This is a genomic window from Candidatus Palauibacter scopulicola (genome assembly GCF_947581915.1).
Taxonomy (GTDB): Bacteria; Gemmatimonadota; Gemmatimonadetes; order Palauibacterales; family Palauibacteraceae; genus Palauibacter; species Palauibacter scopulicola.
This window is the reverse complement of the sequence record NZ_CANPWG010000047.1, coordinates 1-18677: the sequence shown is the minus strand read 5'-3', so window position 1 is coordinate 18677 and position 18677 is coordinate 1. Positions and strand designations below refer to the sequence as shown.

The 18677-nt window shown below is 67.6% G+C and carries 16 protein-coding genes and 2 rRNA genes; 16 read left to right on the top strand and 2 right to left on the bottom strand.

The annotated features are described in order from the left end of the window. Positions 1-206: 206 nt before the first annotated feature. Together deoC and RN743_RS08980 are read left to right on the top strand one after the other, a co-directional pair. Complete coding sequence (gene deoC / locus RN743_RS08985) at positions 207-1157, top strand: deoxyribose-phosphate aldolase (protein WP_310779145.1); 951 nt, start codon at positions 207-209, stop codon at positions 1155-1157. A 34-nt stretch (positions 1158-1191) separates the two neighbouring features. Continuing rightward, positions 1192-3621: an aldehyde dehydrogenase family protein gene (locus tag RN743_RS08980; RefSeq protein ID WP_310779142.1), complete on the top strand. Its 2430-nt coding sequence runs from the start codon at positions 1192-1194 to the stop codon at positions 3619-3621. 27 nt (positions 3622-3648) lie between these two features. On the opposite strand, the gene thiD is transcribed toward RN743_RS08980, so the two are convergent. Continuing rightward, the gene (gene thiD, locus RN743_RS08975; RefSeq protein WP_310779139.1) at positions 3649-4467 is read right to left on the bottom strand and encodes a bifunctional hydroxymethylpyrimidine kinase/phosphomethylpyrimidine kinase; all 819 of its coding nucleotides are present in this window, start codon (positions 4465-4467) and stop codon (positions 3649-3651) included. A gap of 106 nt (positions 4468-4573) precedes the next feature. On the opposite strand from thiD, the gene RN743_RS08970 reads away from it, so the two are divergent. Then, complete coding sequence (locus RN743_RS08970; RefSeq protein ID WP_310779136.1) at positions 4574-5344, top strand: RNA methyltransferase; 771 nt, start codon at positions 4574-4576, stop codon at positions 5342-5344. Further along, positions 5337-6107: an A24 family peptidase gene (locus RN743_RS08965; RefSeq protein WP_310779133.1), complete on the top strand. Its 771-nt coding sequence runs from the start codon at positions 5337-5339 to the stop codon at positions 6105-6107. Before RN743_RS08970 ends, RN743_RS08965 begins: the two co-directional genes overlap by 8 nt. Before the next feature lie 27 nt (positions 6108-6134). Here RN743_RS08965 and RN743_RS08960 read toward each other — a convergent pair whose 3' ends face one another. Next, on the bottom strand, positions 6135-7145 hold the full coding sequence (locus tag RN743_RS08960; protein WP_310779130.1) for a MoxR family ATPase: 1011 nt from the start codon (positions 7143-7145) through the stop codon (positions 6135-6137). A 232-nt stretch (positions 7146-7377) separates the two neighbouring features. On the opposite strand from RN743_RS08960, the gene RN743_RS08955 reads away from it, so the two are divergent. The 12 genes from RN743_RS08955 (at position 7378) to rrf (ending at position 18268) form a co-directional block, all read left to right on the top strand. Further along, positions 7378-7692, top strand: coding sequence for an AtpZ/AtpI family protein (locus RN743_RS08955; RefSeq protein WP_310779127.1), 315 nt, complete (start codon positions 7378-7380; stop codon positions 7690-7692). Between the two features lie 7 nt (positions 7693-7699). Further along, the gene (locus RN743_RS08950; protein WP_310779125.1) at positions 7700-8104 is read left to right on the top strand and encodes a hypothetical protein; all 405 of its coding nucleotides are present in this window, start codon (positions 7700-7702) and stop codon (positions 8102-8104) included. Positions 8105-8109: 5 nt separating this feature from the next. After that, positions 8110-9099, top strand: coding sequence for a F0F1 ATP synthase subunit A (gene atpB / locus RN743_RS08945; protein WP_310779122.1), 990 nt, complete (start codon positions 8110-8112; stop codon positions 9097-9099). 99 nt (positions 9100-9198) lie between these two features. Continuing rightward, complete coding sequence (locus RN743_RS08940; protein WP_310779119.1) at positions 9199-9462, top strand: ATP synthase F0 subunit C; 264 nt, start codon at positions 9199-9201, stop codon at positions 9460-9462. Further along, entirely contained in the window at positions 9462-10013 is a 552-nt protein-coding gene (atpF, locus tag RN743_RS08935) for a F0F1 ATP synthase subunit B (protein WP_310779117.1), read from the top strand. The genes RN743_RS08940 and atpF overlap by 1 nt, the downstream gene beginning before the upstream one ends. Positions 10014-10031: 18 nt before the next feature. Continuing rightward, positions 10032-10565, top strand: coding sequence for an ATP synthase F1 subunit delta (gene atpH, locus RN743_RS08930; protein ID WP_310779114.1), 534 nt, complete (start codon positions 10032-10034; stop codon positions 10563-10565). A gap of 48 nt (positions 10566-10613) precedes the next feature. Next, on the top strand, positions 10614-12227 hold the full coding sequence (gene atpA / locus RN743_RS08925; RefSeq protein WP_310779111.1) for a F0F1 ATP synthase subunit alpha: 1614 nt from the start codon (positions 10614-10616) through the stop codon (positions 12225-12227). Then, positions 12224-13090: an ATP synthase F1 subunit gamma gene (atpG, locus tag RN743_RS08920; RefSeq protein ID WP_310779108.1), complete on the top strand. Its 867-nt coding sequence runs from the start codon at positions 12224-12226 to the stop codon at positions 13088-13090. Before atpA ends, atpG begins: the two co-directional genes overlap by 4 nt. Before the next feature lie 60 nt (positions 13091-13150). Continuing rightward, positions 13151-14587, top strand: coding sequence for a F0F1 ATP synthase subunit beta (gene atpD / locus RN743_RS08915; RefSeq protein ID WP_310779105.1), 1437 nt, complete (start codon positions 13151-13153; stop codon positions 14585-14587). Continuing rightward, on the top strand, positions 14584-14871 hold the full coding sequence (locus RN743_RS08910) for a F0F1 ATP synthase subunit epsilon (protein ID WP_310779102.1): 288 nt from the start codon (positions 14584-14586) through the stop codon (positions 14869-14871). Before atpD ends, RN743_RS08910 begins: the two co-directional genes overlap by 4 nt. Positions 14872-15049: 178 nt before the next feature. Continuing rightward, positions 15050-18074, top strand: a 23S ribosomal RNA gene (locus RN743_RS08905). Positions 18075-18151: 77 nt separating this feature from the next. Then, a 5S ribosomal RNA gene (rrf, locus tag RN743_RS08900) occupies positions 18152-18268 on the top strand. The last annotated feature ends 409 nt before the right edge of the window (positions 18269-18677 follow it).

Genomic DNA, 18677 nt, shown 5'->3' with positions numbered 1-18677 from the left:
GTCTAGTGACACTGGGCAATCCATCCCCGAGGTACATTCGCATGGGCTCGGCGTCCGAACGATATTCTACCGATGGATATCTTCCAGCGATCATCGGCACCCGTGGACGAATCATGACGAGAGCGACGAGACGCGGGCTCCCACCCCGGGGGGCCACTTCATCTCCCCGTCGGGTTCGCGCCGACGCGAAGGCCGGTGTCGTCCCCATGCGCGCGCGCAACGCCGGGGTGCCGCTCGACCTCGATCTGATTCGGGGGCAGGCGGCGAACCGCAGCGCGATCGAGCGCCGGGCCGCGACGCTCGGGAAGCGCCGCAGCATCAAGCAGGAGTGGCAGACCGCCTGGCTCCTCCGCGCCGTGACGATGATCGACCTCACGACGCTAGCCGGCGACGACACCCCGGGACGGGTGGCTCGCCTCGCCGCCAAGGCGCGCCAGCCGGTGCGCCCCGACCTCCTCCGCGCGCTGGGGGCGGAAGATCTCGGCCTGCGCGTGGCCTCCGTCTGCGTGTATCCGACGATGGTCCCGGCCGTCGTCGAAGCGCTCGCCGGCGACGACATCCCGGTGTGCGCGGTCGCCGCCGGCTTCCCCGCCGGACTCACGCCGTTCGCGCAGCGGGTCGACGAGATCCACGAGGCGGTCGAGGCCGGGGCGCGCGAGATCGACATCGTCATCACCCGCCGCCACGCGCTCACCGGCGATTGGGAGGCGCTGTACGACGAGATCCGCGCCTTCCGCCAAGCCTGCGGCGAGGCCCACCTGAAGACGATCATGGCCACGGGGGAACTCGGGAGCCTGCGCAACGTCGCCCGCGCGAGCTGGACCTGCATGATGGCCGGAGCCGACTTCATCAAGACCTCGACCGGCAAGGAGAAGGTCAACGCCACGCTCCCCGTCGGACTCGTGATGGCGCGCGCGATCCGCGCCTACCGGCGACTCTCCGGCTTCCAGGTAGGTCTGAAGCCGGCCGGTGGAGTGGGGAAGGCGAAGCAGGCGCTGGAGTGGCTGATTCTCGTGAAGGAAGAACTGGGCGGGGCATGGCTCGACCGGTCGCTGTTCCGCTTCGGCGCGAGTTCGCTGCTCGCGGACATCGAACGCCAGTTGGAGCACCGGGCGACGGGGCGGTATTCCGCGTACCACCGGCACCCTCTGGGATGAGGGTCGGGATGAGGCTGAGAGGGGGTTGAGGGAGATGCCGAAGATTGCGGAACTGTTCGAGACGATGGAGTACGGTCCCGCCCCGGAGGTCGCGGACGAGGCGCGGGCGTGGATCGCCGCACGGGGTCCCCGCTTCGGGCACTACATCGGCGGCGCCTGGTGCGAACCGGCGGCCGGCGAGTTCTTCGCGACCCTCGATCCGAGCAACGAGGCGGAACTGGGCGAGATCGCGCAGGGCGGCCCCGGCGATGTGGACCGCGCGGTGGCGGCGGCACGGGCGGCCCAGGCCCCTTGGCGGGACCTCGGTGGACACGGCCGGGCGCGCTACCTGTACGCGATCGCCCGTCACCTGCAGAAGCACTCCCGGCTCTTCGCCACGCTCGAGACGCTCGACAACGGCAAGCCCATCCGCGAATCGCGCGACATCGACATTCCGCTCGTCGCGCGGCACTTCTATCACCACGCGGGCTGGGCCCAGCTCATGGACACCGAACTCGCGGACTGCGAGCCGCTCGGCGTCGCGGGCCAGATCATCCCCTGGAACTTCCCGCTGCTCATGCTCGCGTGGAAGGTCGCGCCCGCCCTCGCCACCGGGAACACCGTCGTCCTCAAGCCCGCCGAGTTCACGTCGCTGACCGCGCTCCGCTTCGCGGAACTCTGCCGCGAGATCGACCTGCCGCCGGGCGTCGTCAACATCGTGACCGGCGACGGCCGCACGGGCGCCGCCATCGTCGAACATCCGGACGTGGACAAGATCGCCTTCACCGGCTCGACGGAGGTCGGCCGCCTCATCCGCGAGGCGACGGCGGGGACCGGCAAGAAGATCTCGCTGGAACTCGGCGGGAAGTCGCCCTTCCTCGTCTTCGACGACGCGGACCTCGACAGCGTGGTCGAGGGCGTGGTCGACGCGATCTGGTTCAACCAGGGCCAGGTGTGCTGCGCCGGCTCGCGGATCCTCGCCCACGAAGGGATCGCCGACGCGCTCGCCGACCGCCTGCGCGCCCGCATGGAGACGCTCCGCATGGGGGCTCCGCTCGACAAGGGCGTCGACATCGGCGCCATCATCGCGCCGGTCCAGTTGAAGAAGATCGAGTCGCTGGTCGAGGAGGGCCGCGAGGAGGGCGCCGCGATCTGGCAGCCGTCCTGGAGCGTCCCGCGGGACGGCTGGTTCTACCCGCCCACCCTGTGCACCGACGTGTCGCCGGCCGCGCGGATCGCCCAGGTCGAGATCTTCGGCCCCGTCGTGGTTCAGATGACGTTTCGCACCCCCGCCGAGGCGGTCGCGCTCGCCAACAACACGCGCTACGGCCTCGCGGCGAGCGTCTGGACGGAGAACGTCAACCTCGCCCTCGACATCGCCTCGCAGATCAAGGCCGGGACGGTGTGGATCAACTGCACGAACGTATTCGACGCCGCGTCCGGGTTCGGCGGCTACCGCGAGAGCGGCTTCGGCCGCGAGGGCGGCCGTGAAGGCCTCCGGGAGTACGTCCGCCAGCGCCCCGAGCCCGTGGAGTCGGCCCCCCTGAAGGACTCGGAGACGGCGGAACAAGACGGGCGGCACGACGCGCGGCACGACGGGCGGGAAGGTGCCGGAGAGAAGACCCTCGCCCCCGCGCCGCTACCCGCGGTCGACCGGACGGCCAAGCTCTACATCGGTGGCCGGCAGGCCCGGCCGGATGGCGGCTACAGCCTCGAAGTCCTGGATTACCGGGGCCGCGCGGTGGGGGACGTGGCTCGCGGCAACCGGAAGGACGCGCGCAACGCGGTGGAGGCGGCGCTCGCCGCGGATTGGGCGCGCACGACGGCCCACCTGCGGGCACAGATCCTGTACTACGTGGGCGAGAATCTCGACGCCCGCCGGGGAGCCTTCGAGGACCGCTTGCGCGCCCTCACCGGCTGTGGCGCGGAAGCGGCCGGCCGCGAGGTGGAGACGTCCGTACGGCGCCTCTTCACGTGGGCGGCGTGGGCCGACAAGTGGGATGGAGCCGTCCACCGCACCCCCTTCCGCAACGTCACCCTCGCCATGCCCGAACCGCTCGGCGCAATGGCGGTGGTCTGCCCGCCGGAACCCGCTCTGCTCGGCTTCATCTCCAGCGTTTTCCCGGCCGTTGCGCTCGGGAACGCCGTCGTTGCCGTCGCTTCGGAGCGCTGGCCGCTCCTCGCCACCGACTTCCAACAGGTGCTCGAGACCTCGGATGTGCCGGCGGGGGTTATCAACATCCTCACAGGCATCGAGGAGGAACTGCGGCCCACCCTCGCCGGCCACGACGCGGTGGACGGGATGTGGTACTTCGGGACGGACGCAGGGGCCGCCGACGTGGAGCGCCGCTCCGCCTCCAACCTGAAGCGCACGTGGACGCAGGCCGCTGGCGCGCGGGACTGGTTCGGTTCCGGCGGCGAGGGGCGCGAGTTCCTCCGCCACGCCTCCCAGATCAAGAACATCTGGGTTCCCTACGGCGAATAGCCTTCCGTCGCGGAGGCGGTCTCGCCCTCAGTCGCGCGAGCGCCCTCCGGGATCGGCCCAGTGGTCCAGGGGACCGCGGCCGGAGCCGAGGCCCGGCGCCGCCGCGATGGCGGCGTGGGTGAAGGCGAGCCCCCGTTCGATCGCCGGCTCGAGGGCGAGCCCCGAGGCCAGCCCCGCCGCGATCGCGGCCGAGAGCGTGCAGCCCGTCCCGTGGGTCTCCGTCGTCCGGATGCGGGGCGTCCGCCACACCCGCTCGCGGCTTCCGTCCCGGAACAGGTCCACGACTTCCTCGCCGTCCAGGTGTCCGCCCTTGACGAGCACGGCCCCGGCACCACGCGCGAGGATCGCCTGCGCCGCCCCGGACATGTCGTCTTCGGTACGCACGGGCCGTCCGGCGAGGATCTCCGCCTCGGGCAGGTTCGGCGTGACCAGGGCCGCGAGCGGCAGGAGTTCCTCGAGGATCGCGGCTACGGCAGCCGGGTCGAGCAGCGGGTCGCCGCTCGTCGCCACCATCACCGGGTCGATCACGAGCGGCGCGTCGAAGCCCTGCAGCCCCGCGACGACCGCCCGCACGATGTCCTCGTCGGCGAGCATCCCGGTCTTCGCGGCTGCCGGCGGCAGGTCCGCCCGCACCGATTCGATCTGGCGCCGCACGATCGACGGGTCGAGCGCCTGCACCGCCTGGACCCCAAGGGTGTTCTGCGCGGTCACGGCGGTGATCGCGCTCGTACCGAACACGCCGAACGCGTGAAAGGTCTTGAGGTCGGCCTGGATGCCGGCTCCGCCCCCCGAATCGCTCCCCGCGATCGTGAGGGCGGTCGCCCGCGCCGCTTTCTTCCGGTTCACGCTCCACTCCGTTCAGGTACGCGCAGGGTCCGCACACGCGGCCCGGCTCGCCGCCGCTCCGCGCGCCGCGATGACAGCGCGTTGAGCCGCCGCGTAAACTAAGGGCATGCCGACGCGCGCGGAGATCAAGGCCTGGCGGTCGCTGCACCGCGGAAAGGGACGCCGGGAAACCGGGCGTTTTCTGGCCGAGGGGCGGCGGCTCGTCGGCGAGATGCTGGAGTGGCCGGGCCGCACGGTCGCCGTGCTGCACGCCGACGCGGCGGAGGACGAGCCGGCACTGCAGACGCTGCTCGCACGCGCGGCGGCACGGGGCGTTCGCACGGAGGCGGTGCCCGAAGCGATCGTCCGGACCCTGGCGGATGCCGCCACGCCGCAGCCCGTACTTGCGATCGGCGAGGTGCCGGCGTACGGCTGGGCCGACGTGGACGACGGCATGATCGTGATGCTCGACGGCGTGCAGGATCCGGGCAACGTCGGTGTCCTCGTGCGCACCGCCCTCGCGCTCGGAGCGGCCGCCGTGATCGGCGTCGGCGAGACCGCGGATCCCTGGGGGCCGAAGGCGCTGCGGGCCTCGGCGGGCGCGTCGTTCCGCGGCCCCGTCTTCCGCACGGACACCGGGGATGCCCTGGAGCGGCTCGCCGGGCGGGGGATCCCGCTATGGGCCGCGGCGGCCGATGCCCCGCCGCTTGAAGCGTCGCCGTCCGGACCGGTCGCGCTCGCCCTGGGCAGCGAGGCCCACGGCGTCTCCGCCCCCCTCCTCGCCGCCGCCGCCCGCGCCGTCTCCGTGCCGCTCGCCCGCGGCGTGGAGTCGCTGAACGTCGCGTCGGCCGGCGCGATACTGCTCGACCGGATGCGGACGGGGCGCCCGCTTGGCTGACCCCGCGATCATCGGGGCCGCCGCGCTGCTCGGCGCCGCCCTGGGCTCCTTCCTCAACGTGTGCGTCGCCCGGATGCCCGCCGGAGAAAGTGTCCTGCGCCCGCGCAGCCGCTGCCCGGCGTGCCGCGCGACCATCCGCTGGCGCGACAACCTCCCCGTCCTCTCATGGATCTTCCTGCGGGCGAAGTGCCGCGACTGCGGCGGCCGCATCTCTGCGCGCTACCCCGCGATCGAACTGGCAACGGCCTTCGCCTGGGGCGGCATGGCCTGGCTGTACGGCACCTCCGCCACCGCCCTGACGGGAGCGGTCCTGTTCACGCTCCTCCTCGCGATCGCGGTCATCGACGCCCGCCACTACATCATCCCCGATGCCCTCTCCCTCGGCGGGTGCGCCGCGGGCCTCGCACTCTCGGCCCTCCCCGGGTCGACACGACCGCTCGCGGCGATCGCCGGCGCGGTTCTTGGGTTCGGACTCCTCTACGTGGTGGGGTGGCTGGGCGAGAAGGCCTTCCGGAAGCCGGCGCTCGGCGGCGGCGACGTGAAGATGATGGCGATGGTCGGCGCGTTCCTCGGTCCCGGCGGTGCCCTCCTCACGATCTTCCTCGGAGCGCTCGCCGGGTCCCTCGTCTACGGTCCCATCTCGCTCCGAACGGGGAAGCCCGTGCCCTTCGGGACCTTCCTCGCGTTCGGCGCGACCGTCGCCCTCCTGTTCGGCGACGCGCTGCTCGACCGGTATCTGGAGTTGGCCGCGACCGGCGCCTGACCGTCGCTACCGCGTTTCGTCCAGGTTCTACCAGCCGCGGCTGTGCTCGATCAACTCCGCGACGATGTCGTCCGCGGTCTTCCCTTCGGCCTCCGCCTCGAACCCCGGGACGACGCGGTGCCGGAGCACGGCGGGCGCGACCGCGCGTACGTCGTCGAGATTGGGGGCGGGACGGCCATCGAGCGCCGCCCGCGCCTTCGCCGCCAGCACCGTGTGCTGCGAGGCCCGCGGTCCGGCGCCCCAGCTCACCATGCGGCGCACGAACTCCGGCGAGGAGGCCTCGCGCGGCCGCGTCGCCCGCGCCAGCCGCACCGCGTAGCCGACCACCGACTCCGAAGCCGGCACCCGCTGCACGAGCGCCTGGTATTCGAGCAGCTGGCCCGCGGTCACGACGGGGTTCACCTGGGCGGGCGGCCCACTCGACGCCATGTCCGCGATGACCGACTCCTCCTCCGCTGTCGGATACCCGATCCGAAGCTCGAACATGAAGCGGTCGAGCTGTGCTTCGGGAAGCGGATACGTCCCTTCCTGCTCGATCGGGTTCTGCGTCGCGAGGACGAAGAACGGGCGGCCGAGCGGGAACGTCTCGCTGCCGACGGTGACCTCCCCCTCCTGCATCGCCTGCAGAAGGGCGGCCTGCGTCTTGGGGGGCGTCCGGTTGATCTCGTCCGCCAGGATCACATCCGCGAAGATCGGCCCCCGGACGAAGGCGAAACGGCGCTCCCCCGTGCGCTGGTCGTCCTGGAGAACCTCCGTCCCGGTGATGTCCGAGGGCATCAGGTCCGGGGTGAACTGGATCCGGCTGAATTCCAGGTGCAGGGTTTCGGCGAGCGTCGAGACGAGCAGCGTCTTGGCCAGACCGGGGACGCCGACGAGCAGCGCGTGTCCATCGGCGAGCAGCGTGATGAGCAGCTTCTCGACGATCTCCCGCTGCCCGATGATCCGCTTCCCGACCTCCTCCTCGATCAGGCGCCGGGCGTGACCCAACTCCTCGAGCAGCCGAACGTCATCCGTTTCGACCTTTCGACCGGCTTCCAAGACTCAATCGGCTCCAGGGGTGAGGGGGGCCGCGGGAATGCGAGACCCGGGCATCGGCGAGGCCATTTCGGAGTTGACAAGAGGCCTTCAATATGGTGGCAGCAACCTAGGCCTTCAGCGCCCAGCGTCAAGCGAAACCGGCATTGCGAAATTTTTCACAAGCGAACAGATTGGGCTTGGGAAATTTTTCACAAGCGGTCGGCGCGGGGCTCCCGGATGGAGGTGTCTCCCCATGCCGAATCCGCATCCCGGTTCGACGAAGCGGCCTGAACTCGAGAAACCCGAGGGGCATGCCGGCCGCCTGCAGGCAAAGGCGGCGGGCACGGAACTCGCGAGTCTCGGCATCGCGATGGGTCTTGCGATCACGCTCCTCGCGGTCGGCGGCAACTGGCTCGACGACCGTCTCGGGACAGCACCGCTCTTCGTCCTCCTCGGCGTGTTCGTGGGGTTCGCGGGGGGTTGCTACAGCATGTACGGTCGGCTGGCGGCACGGCGCGAAAGCTCCTCGGCCGATGAGACCGACCGGGAGACGGACCGCGGGAGGTGAGCGGGAAGTGAAAGGCGTTCCCATCGGCTGGACGCGGCGTACCCCGACGTATGCGCTGGCCACTTTGGGGCTGGCGGGGGTGGCGGCGGCGTGGCTGGGCGATGGCGAGCGGATATGGGGGATCGCCGCGGCCTGGCTGATTCAGGTGGTCGCGGTCTGGCCGCTCAGCCGGGCGCTCCTGGCGGGACGGCGGGCGATCCGGCCGTGGCTGGCCGGGATCGGTCTGCGCATGGGAGGGCTGGTCGTGACGGGCGTACTCGCATGGACGGGATCGGCGACGCCCGACCTGCCCATCGCATACGGACTCGCCATGCTGGTGCTGTTGTGGACGGAAGCCTTGTGGCTGTGGCTCGCGCTCACGCGCGCGAACACCAATGAAGACCAACTCGACACGGAACGCACGACCGGATGAACCGGGTGCTCGATAGATCGATGGCCTCCCTTCGGAGTTTGACGGAGCGGGTGCAGGAGCACGCCGCCCCCGCGGCCGCGGCTGCCCAGGAACACCACGGCGACGCCCACGCGGCGGACGGGCACGCCGAGGAGTGGGGCACCGAAGTCATGATGCACCACGTCGTGGACTCGAACATCTGGGAGTTCGGACCCTTCGGCGAGATCCCTCTCCCGCAGTTGCCGGCCTTCAATATCGGCGGCCTCGAGATCGACCTGTCGATCACGAAGCACGTGCTGTTCCTGATGTTCGCGGCCATCCTCACGATCGTGACGATGTTCATCGCCGCGCGCTCGACCGAGCGGCTGGAGAAGGGCGAGAAGGCGCCGAGAGGGATCCTCAACGGGATCGAAGCCTTCTACCTGTACCTGAGAGATGACATCGTGATGGCCAACATCGGCCGTGGGGGAGAGAGGTTCGTCCCCCTCGTCATCACCTTCTTCTTCTTCATCCTCTACGCGAACCTGCTCGGCCTCATCCCCTTCGGCGCGACGGCGACGGGGAACATCATGGTCACGGCCGCGCTCGCGATCATCGCGCTCGTCGTGATCGAGACCGCGGGGTTCATCGCCCTCGGCCCGCTGGGCTACGCGAAGACCGTGTTCTTCCTCCCGCCCGGGCTTCCCGGGCCGCTGAAGCCGGTCACGCTGCTCATCATGGCCCCGGTCGAACTGATCGCGAAGTTCTCGAAGATCATGGCGCTCGCGATCCGGCTCTTCGCCAACATGACGGCGGGACACTTCGTCATCCTCGCCTTCATGGGTCTCATCCTCACCTACGGCTCGATGGTCGGTCAGGGATTGTTCGGGACGACAGTCGGCGCCGTGACGATTCTGGGGTCCATGGGCCTCGCGCTGTTCGTGATGATGCTGGAGATCTTCATCGCGCTCCTTCAGGCGTACATCTTCGCGATGCTGGTCTCGGTGTTCATCGGGTTGATTCGCCACGCGCACTGACCCGGAGGGGTCCGCGGGCAACTTCCGCGCCGGGGAGGCGCGGACGGAACGGGGGGTGTCGTTCGAACCCCCGACAGAGAAAGGAAACTGGAGCATACGATGCTGAACATGTTGACGCTGCTGCAGGGCATGTCGACGGGAGACGGCCTCGCGGTCGGTCTCGCCATCGTCGGGGGCGGACTCTCGGTGCTCGGAGCCGGTATCGGAATCGGTCTCATCGGCGGGCGCATGACGGAAGCGATGGCCCGCCAGCCCGAGGAGGCGCAGACCATCCAGACCGGCGCGATCGTGCTCGCCGTGTTCATCGAGGGTGTGGCGCTGTTCGGACTCGTGATCGCCGGCTTCATCCGCGGCGGCCTCTGATGCGTCTCGCCGGTCTCGGCGCGCTCTGGGCTTTCGCGGCGCCGGCGAAGCTGGCCGCCCAGGCGGAGACGGGGATCTTCTCGCTCAATCTGGGGCTCGTGGTGTGGACCTGGATTCTGTTCGTGGTCACGCTCCTCGTCCTGGCGAAATGGGTCTTCCCGCTCATCGCGGGCGGACTCGAGCAGAGGCACGCGAAGATCCAGGGCGCGATCGACGATGCCCTTTCCGCGCGCGATGAGGCGAAGGGGTTGCTCTCGCAGCAGGAGGCCTCGCTCGAAGCGGCCCGCAGCGAAGCTCGCGAGATGCTCGAGAACGCCCGCCAGCACGCCGACGGCCTCCGCAAGGAGATGCTGGAGGAGGCGCGGGCGCAGCAGGCGCAGATGCTCGATGACGCGCGCCGCGAGATCGGACACGAGCGGGACCTGCTGCGCGAGGAGATCCGGCGGGATGCCGTGGACCTCGCGCTGGCGGCCTCCGAGCGGCTGATCCGGGCGCGGCTGGACGCCGAGGAGAATCGGCGTCTCGTCCACGAGTTCGTGTCGGACGTCTAGCGGACCGGTGACGAACTCATGAGCGCGTCGGCGGTGGCCCGCAACTACGCGACGACCCTGTTCGAACTCGCGGCGCGGGACGGGAGCGAGGCCGAGTACGGGCGGCTGATCGAGGAGGTCGGCGACCTGTACGCGGACGTCCCGGACTTCCAGCGTTTCCTGGAAGTGCCGGCCGTGTCGCTGTTCGAGAAGAAGGAGGCGATCCAGGCGGCCCTTTCCGGGCGGGCCCCGGATCTTTTCGTACGCTTTCTGCTCGTCATCCTGGATCGCCACCGGCAGCGGGCCCTTCCGGGCATCGGGCGCGCCTACCGCGATCTTCTCGACGAGAAGGCGGGACGGGTCCGCGCCACCGTGACGCTGCCCTTCGCGGCGGATGACCGCGTCCGGAACGAAGTCGTTTCGGCGCTGGAGCGGCGCTTCGAGCGGGAGGTCGTCCCCGAGTTCCACGAGGACCCGAAGATTCTCGGCGGCGTGATCATCCGCGTCGGCGACGAGTTGCTGGACGCCTCGCTGCGGCGGCAGCTCGAGCAGATGCGGCGCGAACTGTACTGAGCCGCCGGTAACGAACAGCCGGTAACGAAAAACAGAGAAGAGAAGACGATGACAGGTTTCGACAGCTCCCTTCGAGCGAGCGAGATCAAGAAGGCCCTGCTCGAGCAGATCGACCGCTACGAGGAGGAGCTCCGGGTCGAGGAGGTGGGCGAGGTCCTCGAGGTGAAGGATGGCGTGGCCCGCATCTGGGGCCTCTCGACGTGCGTCGCCAACGAGATGCTCGAGATCACGTCCCGCGACACCGGGGTCTCCGTGATCGGTCTCGCCTCGAACCTCGAGGAAGACAACATCGGCGCCGTGATCCTCGGCGACTATCTGGCCCTCAAGGAGGGAGATCCGGTGCGCCGCACCGGTCGCGTCCTCTCCGTGCCCGTCGGCCCGGAGATTCTGGGCCGCGTCGTGGACACGCTGGGGCAGCCGCGCGATGGCCGCGGGCCGATCGAGACCGTGACCTACATGAAGGTCGACCGGAAGGCGCCCGGCATCGTGTACCGCCAGCCGGTGAACGAGCCATTGCAGACGGGCCTCAAGGCGATCGACTCCATGATTCCGATCGGCCGCGGCCAGCGCGAGCTGATCATCGGGGACCGGGGCACGGGCAAGACGGCCGTGGCGATCGACGCGATCATCAACCAGAAGGGCGAGGACGTCATCTGCGTCTACTGCGCGATCGGGCAGAAGGGTTCGACGGTCGCCGGCATCGTCGAAAAGCTTCGCGAGGAGGGTGCGCTCGACTACACCGTCGTCGTGGCCGCGAACGCGTCGGAGCCCGCGCCGATGCAGTTCATGGCCCCCTACGCCGCGTGCGCGATCGGCGAGTACTTCATGTACGAGGAAGGGAAGGCCGTCCTCGTCATCTACGACGACCTCACGAAGCAGGCGGATGCCTACCGCGAGGCGTCGCTCATCCTGCGGCGCCCCCCGGGCCGCGAGGCGTACCCCGGCGACGTCTTCTACCTGCACAGCCGCCTGCTCGAGCGGGCGGCCAAGATCAGCAACGATCCGGAAGCGATCGCCGGCCACCCGGACATCAGGAAGCCCGGCGGTTCGCTGACCGCGCTCCCGATCATCCAGACGGCGGCCGGCGACGTGTCCGCCTACATCCCGACGAACGTGATCTCGATCACGGACGGCCAGATCTTCCTCGAGACCGACCTCTTCTACTCGGGCGTGCGGCCGGCCGTGAACGTGGGGATCTCGGTCTCGCGCGTGGGCGGAAACGCGCAGATCAAGGCGATGAAGAAGGTCGCCGGACGCCTGCGGCTGGACCTGGCGCAGTTCCGCGAGATCGAGGCCTTCGCGCAGTTCGGCACCGAGCTGGACGCCGCGACGCAGCGGCAGCTGGACCGGGGCCGGCGCACCGTCGAGATCCTGAAGCAGGGCCAGTACGAGCCGATGCCGGTCGAGGAGCAGGTCATGGTGATCTTCGCGGCCACGCAGGGGTTCCTCGACGACATGGATGTGTCGAGGATTCGTGGCTGGGAGGTCGGATTCCTCGAGTACATGGGCACGAATCATCCGGAGGTCGGCGAGGCGATCCGTGACGAAAGGGTGATGTCCGACGAGACGGAGGCGGCGCTCCGCCAGGCGATCGAGTCCTACTCGGACACGTTCGTGCACGACGGCGCCTCCCGAGAGGACGCTGCGGAAGCCGCGGCATGAGCAAGTCGAGGGACATCTATCGGCGGATGAAGTCCGTCGACAGCACGAAGAAGATCACGCGCACCATGGAGATGGTCGCGACCGCCAAGCTCGCGCAGGCGCAGGGGCGGGTGATCCGCGCACGTCCCTACTCGGCCGAACTGATGGACATGATCGCCCGGCTCGCCACGCCGGACCTGGCGGAATCGCAGCCCCTGCTGCGCCAGCCCGCGCGCATCGAGCGGGCCGCGCTCGTGCTCCTGACGAGCAATCGCGGGCTGTGCGGCGCCTTCAACGCGAACCTCATCCGGACCGCGCAGGCGCAGCTCCGCGAGCTGGAGGCGGCGGGGGCCGAGGTGGAGTTCCACGTCTACGGCAACAAGGGGATCTCCTATTTCCGCTTTCGGGGCGTCGGGATGGCGCTCACCCGCAACGACCTGGGGGATCCTCCGGCGGTGGACGACGCGCGGAGTCTGATCGGGGAACTCGCCGCCCGCTTCGTGGCCGGCGAACTCGACGCGGTGCGGCTCGTCTTCGCGGAATTCCGGAACATGGTCAGCACGCCGCCGGCCGTCCGTCAGGTCCTGCCCGTCGGCGTGGGCGAGGCGCGCAAGGGTCCGCAGCCCTTCTACATCCTGGACCCGTCGGAGGAGGGCATCCTCGACCATCTCCTGCCGCTCTACGTGACGAACTCGACGTACAGCGCCCTCCTGGAGACGGCGGCGGCGGAGCAGGCGGCCCGTCGGACGGCGATGAAGTCGGCGACGGACAACGCCAACGACTTCCTCGATAACCTGCGGCGGACGTACAACCGCGCCCGCCAGGCCGAGATCACGAATCAGATCGCGGAGATCATCGGCGGCGCGGACGCGTTGGACGGATAGCGGACGAACAGCGACGGGGCGGCGGCGCCCCCGAGAACCGATAAGCCATGAGGCTGACATATGTCTGAAGGATCGACCGAACGAGGCACAGGCAAGGTCGTGCAGGTCATCGGGCCCACGATCGACGCGGAGTTCGAGCCCGAGCACCTGCCGGAGATCTACAACGCGCTCTCCCTGTCCTGGGAGGATGATGACGGGACCGTGCACGATCTCGTGTGCGAGGTGGCGCAGCACATCGGCCGCAACCAGGTGCGCGCCGTCGCCATGGACGCGACGGACGGCGTGACGCGCGGGATGGAAGTCGTGGACACGGGACACCCCATCTCGGCGCCCGTCGGCGAGGCGTCGCTGGGCCGCATCCTCAACGTCCTCGGCGAGCCCGTCGACGAGATGGGGCCGGTCGAGGCGACGGAGCGCTGGCCCATCCACCGCAAGGCGCCCAGCCTCCAGAACCTCGAGCCGAAGACGGAGATCTTCGTCACCGGGATCAAGGTCGTCGACCTCATCGCCCCCTACGTGAAGGGCGGCAAGACGGGACTCTTCGGCGGGGCCGGCGTCGGCAAGACCGTCATCATCATGGAGCTCATCAACAACATCGCGCAGGAGCACGGCGGCCGCTCCGTCTTCTGCGGCGTGGGCGAGCGCACCCGGGAGGGGAACGACCTCTGGCTCGAGATGAAGGAGTCCGGCGTTATTGACTCGACGGCCCTCATCTACGGACAGATGAACGAGCCGCCGGGCGCGCGCCTGCGCGTGGGGCTCACCGGCCTCACCGTCGCGGAGTACTTCCGCGACGTGGAGGGGCTCGACGTGCTCCTCTTCATCGACAACATCTTCCGCTTCAGCCAGGCCGGCTCCGAGGTGTCCGCGCTGCTCGGCCGCATGCCGAGCGCGGTGGGCTACCAGCCGACGCTCGCCACCGAGATGGGCAACCTCCAGGAGCGGATCACCTCGACCACCCGCGGTTCGATCACCTCGGTGCAGGCGATCTACGTGCCGGCGGACGACCTCACGGATCCGGCGCCGGCCGCGGCCTTCACGCACCTCGACTCCCAGACCGTCCTCTCGCGCCAGATCGCCGAACTCGGCATCTACCCGGCCGTGGACCCGCTCGACTCCAGCAGCCGCATCCTCAGCGAGCAGTTCCTGGGCGAGCGGCACTACCGCGTGGCCACGGCGGTGCAGCGCACGCTGCAGCGCTACAAGGACCTGCAGGACATCATCGCGATCCTCGGGATGGATGAACTCTCCGAGGAGGACAAGGTCATCGTGAACCGGGCCCGGCGGATCCAGAAGTTCCTGTCGCAGCCCTTCCACGTGGCCGAGCAGTTCACGGGCATCCCGGGCCGCTACGTCCCGCTGGAGACGACGATCGAGTCGTTCGAGCGCGTCGTCGAGGGGGAGTTCGACCACCTGCCGGAACAGGCGTTTTACATGGTCGGCGGCATCGAGGAGGCGATCGAGCAGGCGAGGAAGCTGGAGGCGGAGGCCGCATGACGGCGACGCCGTCCGCCGACCGGCGACTGCGCGTCACGGTGATCTCCCCGTCGGCCGCCGCCTTCTCCGGCGCCGCGACCTCGGTCATCGCCCCGGCGCACGACGGCGAACTGGGGATTCTGTACGGCCACGCCCCGATGGTCGTCCTGCTGGGCGAGGGCCTGCTTCGCATCCGCACGGACGACGGCCCGCGCCGGTTCCGCGTTGCGCGGGGCTTCCTGCAGGTCTTGGACAACACCGTCGCCGTCCTCGCGGAAGAGGTGGAGCCGACGGCGGAAGGCTGATCTCCTGGGGGTCCCCGGGGGGGGTGCTTGACGCCCCTCCGAACCAGGCCTATTTTACCCGTCTTCCCTGCGGGCGCCTTGGGGCGTCTTGCGGGTCCGCTTTTTTGACAATCTGGTAGCGAGTGAGAGTGCTGGGCGCCGAGTGCGTCTGAGGTGCTTGATGCCGTCAACGAAGATGGATCAAGCGATCAAGGGCACAGGGTGGATGTCTAGGCACGGACTGGCGATGAAGGACGTGGCAAGCTGCGATAAGCCAGGGGTAGCTGCAAGCAAGCGTTAATCCCTGGATTTCCGAATGGGGAAACCCGGCCGGGGTGATGCCCGGTCATCCCTTCGCTGAATACATAGGCGTTGGGAAGCGAACCGAGGGAACTGAAACATCTAAGTACCTCGAGGAAGAGAAAACAACCGTGATTCCCTCAGTAGCGGCGAGCGAACGGGGAAGAGCCCAAACCATGGAGGTGTCAAGGCGGCAGCCGTTGCTTCCATGGGGTAGGAGGGTGGTTCGTGAGAGTCTGCCGGCTCTCGGAGCGTCGCACGACGGTGAGTCGAATCCGTCTGGAAAGCCAAGCCATAGAGGGTGACAGCCCCGTAGGCGAAGCCGACGTCGCGATCTCTGGACCATTCCTGAGTAGGTCGGGACACGTGAAATCCCGATTGAATCCGGCAGGACCACCTGCCAAGGCTAAATACACGTCCGTGACCGATAGCGAACGAGTACCGTGAGGGAAAGATGAAAAGTACGCCGGGAGGCGGGTGAAACAGATCCTGAAACCGTGTGCCTACAAGCGGTGGGAGCTCGACCCTCTCTTCGTGAGAGATGTCGGGTGACCGCGTGCCTTTTGCATTATGATCCGGCGAGTTGTTCCTCAGTAGCGAGGTTAAGCCGTTCAGCGGCGGAGCCGAAGCGAAAGCGAGTCTTAACTGGGCGTATAGTTGCTGGGGACAGACCCGAAACCAGAGTGATCTATCCATGGCCAGGTTGAAGCGAGGGTAATGCTTCGTGGAGGACCGAACCGTTGTGGGTTGAAAACTGCTCGGATGAGCTGTGGATAGGGGTGAAAGGCCAATCAAACCTGGAGATAGCTGGTTCTCCCCGAAAGATATTTAGGTATCGCCTCTGAGTGTAGACTGCGGGAGGTAGAGCACTGGAAGGGCTAGGGCCCTAAACCGGGTACCAACCCCTACTAAACTCCGAATGCCCGTTAGTTGGTCTCAGGGAGGAAGTGCACGTGCGATAATGTTCGTGCGCGAGAGGGAAAGAGCCCAGACCTTCAGCTAAGGTCCCCAAGTGCTAGCTAAGTGACAAAGGTGGTGGATTTGCGGAGACAACTGGGAGGTTGGCTTAGAAGCAGCCATCCTTGAAAGAGTGCGTAATAGCTCACCAGTCAAGCGGATCTGCGCCGATAATGGTCGGGACTCAAGTTAGCCACCGAAGCTAAGGCTGCGCGCATCCGCGCGCGGGGTAGGGGAGCGTTGCCTGAGCAGTGAAGCGGGGCCGGAAGGCTACCCGTGGAGCGCAGGCAAGTGAGAATGCCGGAATGAGTACGCGAGAAACAAGGTGAGAACCCTTGTCGCCGTAAGCCCAAGGTTTCCTGAGCCATGCCAATCAGCTCAGGGTTAGTCGGCCCCTAAGGTGAGGCCGAAAGGCGTAGCCGATGGAAAACGGGTCAACATTCCCGTACCACACGATACTGCGCTTGAGTCTGCGGAGGGACGCAGAGGTGAAAGGTCCGTCGTTTCAATGGACATGAACGATGTAAGGAGGTAGGCGTTTCCGGGTAGGCAAATCCGCCCGGTGAAGCCGAGATCCGATGCCGAAGAAGTCTTAGGACTTCGCTAAGGGACCGTAATCGTACTGCCAAGAAAAGCTTCGTGGACGAGGAGTACGTGTGACCGTACCGCAAACCGACACAGGTGGGCGAGGCGAGTAGCCTCAGGCGCTCGAGTGAGTCTTGGTTAAGGAACTCGGCAAAATGTCCCCGTAACTTCGGGAGAAGGGGAGCCGGCGGTAGGTGACCCTGCCTCGCGCAGGAGAGCCGAAACCGGCCGCAGAGAATCGGCCCAAGCGACTGTTTAGTAAAAACACAGGTGTCTGCAAAGTCGTCAAGACGACGTATAGGCACTGACGCCTGCCCGGTGCCGGAAGGTTAAATGGAAGGGTTAGCTTCGGCGAAGCTCTGAAATGAAGCCCCGGTAAACGGCGGCCGTAACTATAACGGTCCTAAGGTAGCGAAATTCCTTGTCGGGTAAGTTCCGACCTGCACGAATGGCGTAACGACTTGGGCACTGTCTCAACCAAGAGCTCGGCGAAATTGGAGTCTCGGTGAGGATACCGAGTACCCGCGGCAGGACAAAAAGACCCCGTGCACCTTTACTACAACCTGATATTGGGTTCGGGCACCGTCTGTGTAGGATAGGTGGGAGGCATTGAAGCAGGGCCGCCAGGTTCTGTGGAGCCATTGGTGAAATACCACCCTTGCGATGTCTGGATTCTAACCTGGGACCGTGAAACCGGTTTGGGGACAGTGTCAGGCGGGTAGTTTGACTGGGGCGGTCGCCTCCCAAAAGGTAACGGAGGCGCGCAAAGGTTCCCTCAGCGCGGTCGGCAATCGCGCGAAGAGTGCAAAGGCATAAGGGAGCTTGACTGCGAGACCGACGGGTCGAGCAGGAACGAAAGTTGGCCTTAGTGATCCGGCGGTTCCGAATGGAAGGGCCGTCGCTCAACGGATAAAAGGTACGCCGGGGATAACAGGCTTATCGCCCCCGATAGTTCACATAGACGGGGCGGTTTGGCACCTCGATGTCGGCTCATCGCATCCTGGGGCCGGAGAAGGTCCCAAGGGTCGGGCTGTTCGCCCGTTAAAGCGGTACGCGAGCTGGGTTTAGAACGTCGTGAGACAGTTCGGTCTGTATCCGCCGTGGGCGTTGGAGATTTGAGAAGAGCCGCTCCTAGTACGAGAGGACCGGAGTGGAGTGACCGCTGGTGTACCTGTTGTCCCGCCAGGGGCATCGCAGGGTAGCTATGTCGCGAAGGGATAACCGCTGAAAGCATCTAAGTGGGAAGCCTACTTCAAGATGAGATCTCCCGCACCGCAAGGTGCCTGAAGGACCGCAGGAGACGACTGCGTTGATAGGCGGCAGGTGTAAGGCGTGCGAGCGTCTCAGCCGAGCCGTACTAATCGTCCGTGAGGCTTGATCCATATCTTCATATGAGGTCGATAAGCGCTTCAGCGCGCTCGATCGCCCTGCACTCGACTCGTGAGCCGGATCCCGGATTGCCGGCGGCTTTAGCGAGGGGGAAACACCTGGTCCCATCCCGAACCCAGCAGTTAAGCCCCTCAGCGCCGATGGTACTTGGGCGGGGACGCCCTGGGAGAGTAGGTCGCTGCCGGCGACTTTACCGGAAACGCCTCGTGTCCGTTGCGGATGCGAGGCGTTTTCTGCATCGGGGCAGGAGTGGGAGAGGGGAGCGTGGACGGTGGCTGGCTGGTGAACGCCGCGGCCATGCCGAACGGGCGGGGTGCATGATCGTCGCGGGGCCGCGGCTGCGTAGGTCGGCGGGTGGTAGGGCGTTCAAGGCTGGCGCCACCGCCCACGCTCCCCTCTCCCAGCAGTCGCCGCTGCGATGGGATGGCAGCTGGCCGTGCGGGCTAGCGCCGACACCCTCCTCCTCTGCCTGCGATACGCATCAGTTCTTGCACGACCGCCACCGGGGCGGCAGCGGACATGACGGCAGAGAGGACGGCGAGGCCGGCGCCGGTCTCGAGGACCTCGGGGGCGTTTTGCAGGGTGATGCCGCCGAT